2 protein-coding genes are annotated in these 2,972 nt (G+C 44.8%); one reads left to right on the forward strand and one right to left on the reverse strand.

Translation table 11 applies throughout. From position 1 onward, the window contains the following. The coding region (locus B3182_RS14080) for a dicarboxylate/amino acid:cation symporter (protein WP_292753183.1) at positions 1-936 on the forward strand (936 nt) is incomplete at its 5' end. Between the two features lie 35 nt (positions 937-971). Here the strand turns inward: B3182_RS14080 and B3182_RS14085 are convergent. Continuing rightward, positions 972-2,864: a SurA N-terminal domain-containing protein gene (locus B3182_RS14085; RefSeq protein WP_292357581.1), complete on the reverse strand. Its 1,893-nt coding sequence runs from the start codon at positions 2,862-2,864 to the stop codon at positions 972-974. Positions 2,865-2,972: the final 108 nt, after the last annotated feature.

Consider the following 2,972-nt stretch of genomic DNA (forward strand, 5'->3'; position numbering starts at 1 on the left):
GTGGTTAATATCATCCAACCCGGTGCAGGAATCGAGCTCGGAGAAGCTACTGTTCCCGAGCGAATTCTGGAAAAACAGGGAACAGGAGCATCAGACATTATTATGTCACTGATCTCGCCAAATCTATTTGCCTCTGCGACTGAAATGCAGTTATTGCCCATTATTGTTTTTGCCATATTGTTTGCGATGGCGCTGACGACGATTGGTGAACGTTCCAAACCTGTATTTGCCGTTTTTGATGGTATTAATGAAGCCATGATGAAGTTGGTGATATGGATTATGTATTTCGCCCCAATCGGCATTTTCGCTTTAATAGCTGCACGCATTGGTCTGGCGGGTGGTGGTGAAGAATTATTCAAAGAGATAGAGGCTGTCGGCTGGCATGTGGTCACCGTTTTAACCGGGTTATTCATCCATTTTTGTTTTCTATTTTTACTACTACAACTAGTTGCTGGCAAAGGCTTAGCGTATTTATTTGGTATGAGTCGAGCTTTGTTTACCGGTTTTGGCACCGCAAGTTCAACAGCCACATTGCCATTAACCATGGAAAATGCCCGCGAAAATAATGTTAGTGATAAAGCCATCAAATTTGTTTTGCCACTGGGCAGCACGGTCAATATGGATGGCACGGCCCTTTATGAAGCTGCCGCGGTGTTATTTATAGCCCAGGCCTACGGCATTGATTTGACGATGACTCAACAGATTATTGTGTTTATTACTGCAACGCTTGCGGCCATTGGTGCTGCAGGAATCCCTGAAGCAGGACTGGTCACCATGGTAATCGTACTTAGTGCGGTAGGTTTGCCCCTGGATGGTATTGCACTGTTACTGGCAGTGGACTGGTTTCTGGATCGATTCCGTACCGTAGTCAATATTTGGGGTGACAGCGTCGGCGCTAAAGTCATTGATACATTAGTTATAAAAAAGGCGCTATAAAGCGCCTTTTTCAATCTGCAATTATGATTAGCGAACTACTCTTCTTCGCTAGATGTTACCCGTGACTCATAAATTTCGATGTCGGCTTCACTGCGTAATGTATTGAGGAATGCTGCCATTTCTACACGGCCGTTCAGTCTGGTCAGGTTAGAGACCAGTCCATCGCGCATTTCAGGCTCTACATCTTCAACTGAGCCCTGTTTCACATCACTTACCGCTATGACAACATAATTGCCGTTATCGGCAGTGAAACCGGCATATTGGGTTGATTCAGCGTTAGGTAATCTAAATGCCTGATCCAGAATTTGTGCGCTGATATCCTGACTATCACGCCCATAATAAGTGGCTGGCTGCCAGGTATCAGGAAAGACTTGTGTAGCGGATGCACCAGATTTCAACTCCTGCAGTCTGGATTCGCCCTGAATATAGGCTAAATCGCTTGCACGCTGATAACGAAGCTGTTCGGTAATTGCTGGTGCAACTGAGTCAAATGGCAAAAGCGTCGCATCAACATGACTGTTCTTGCGAACTACAACCAACCGAGTATCAGATAACTCTAAGACCTGGCTGTTCAGTTCCTGATTCAATACATCATCAGAAAATGCCGCTTTCACAACCTCCTGGTTTTCAGCTATACCACTGCCACCGCTGCGGGTAAATTTCCCAGAGGTTTTAATATCTAAGCCCAATGTTTCAGCGGCAATATCAAGTGTTTCGGGATTCTCATAGGTCAGATTCGCCAATTCTTCAGCTTTATCGTAAAACTGTCGTTCAGCTTGTTGACGTTTATATTGCTGCTCAACTTTCTCTTTTACATCTGCAAACTCTACATTGCTGGATTGATCTATATCCGTTAATTGAATGATGTGATAACCAAACTCCGTTTTAACAGGTTCAGAGATATCACCAACATTCTCTAAAGCAAACACTGCTTCTTCAAAAGCCGGCTCCATCACATCACGCTGAATAGCCCCTAAATCACCACCTGAAGCTGCCGAACCAACATCGACCGAATAGGTTTCTGCCAACTCTTCAAAGGTTTGACCTTCTTCAAGTTTGGTTTGAATTTCAGCGAGGATCTGCTCTGATTCTTCATTATCTTCGATTAAGATGTGACTGGCGCGGCGCTGTTCTGGCCCCACAAACTGTGCTTTGTTATCAACATAATATTGCTGCAACTGTTCTTCACTCACTTCAACCTGTGTTGAAATGTCATCAAGTGACAGTTCCAGATAATCAAGAGAGATTTGTTCCGGTGAAGTAAAGCTTGATTGGTTGGCATCAAAGAAACCACGTACATCTGCTTCATCAACTTCGGTGTCATCAAGAAAATCTTCCAGCTTGACTACGCCAAAGGCAATTTCGCGCTGTTGATTTTCCAGTTTTAACAATCTTTCTACCTCAACCTCTGAGACCAGGGTACTGCCCTCTACACTCTGGATAAGCTGTTGGCCCAAAAGATCATCACGCAAGCTGGCTTCATATGAGGTGGGAGTGAAGCCCGCTCTGGCGAGAACCATTTGATATTGTTCGCTATCAAAGGTGCCATCACGTTGAAATGCAGGGGTTTGCTGAATGAACTGGGCAATTTGACGGTCACTTATCCGAAGACCAAGTTCATCAGCAGCAGAGCGGATAAGTTGTTGGTCAATCAAATCATCGAGGACGACATAACGAATTTCAGCGTTATCAAACATCTCGGGATTGAATTCTTCGCCCATCATTTGCCGCATTTGATCACGATAACGCTGAACAGCTTCTAATAAGGCTGTTTGGGTGACTTCTTCACCATTAACTTCTGCAACGATGGTATCAGTTGGTCCGGAGACATAAGAATTCACCCCCCAAAGTGCAAACGGAATGCTGATTAAGCCAACAATAAACCAAGCAATCCAACCTTGGGCGCGATCACGTATGAAATGCAACATAGGAGTGAACCTTCTTCACGAGTGTGGGTTAATTTAAGCAAAAAAAAAGGCGCATAGAATGCGCCCTTCTTTTGTATTGGCGGAGCGGACGGGACTCGAACCCGCGAC

It is taken from the genome of Methylophaga sp. UBA4204, assembly GCF_002379485.1.
Lineage (GTDB): Bacteria > Pseudomonadota > Gammaproteobacteria > Nitrosococcales > Methylophagaceae > Methylophaga.

Bases quoted from the DNA above. Each gene is read 5' to 3' on its own strand.
- B3182_RS14085 (WP_292357581.1), bottom strand. From the start codon at position 2,864: ATGTTGCATTTCATACGTGATCGCGCCCAAGGTTGGATTGCTTGGTTT.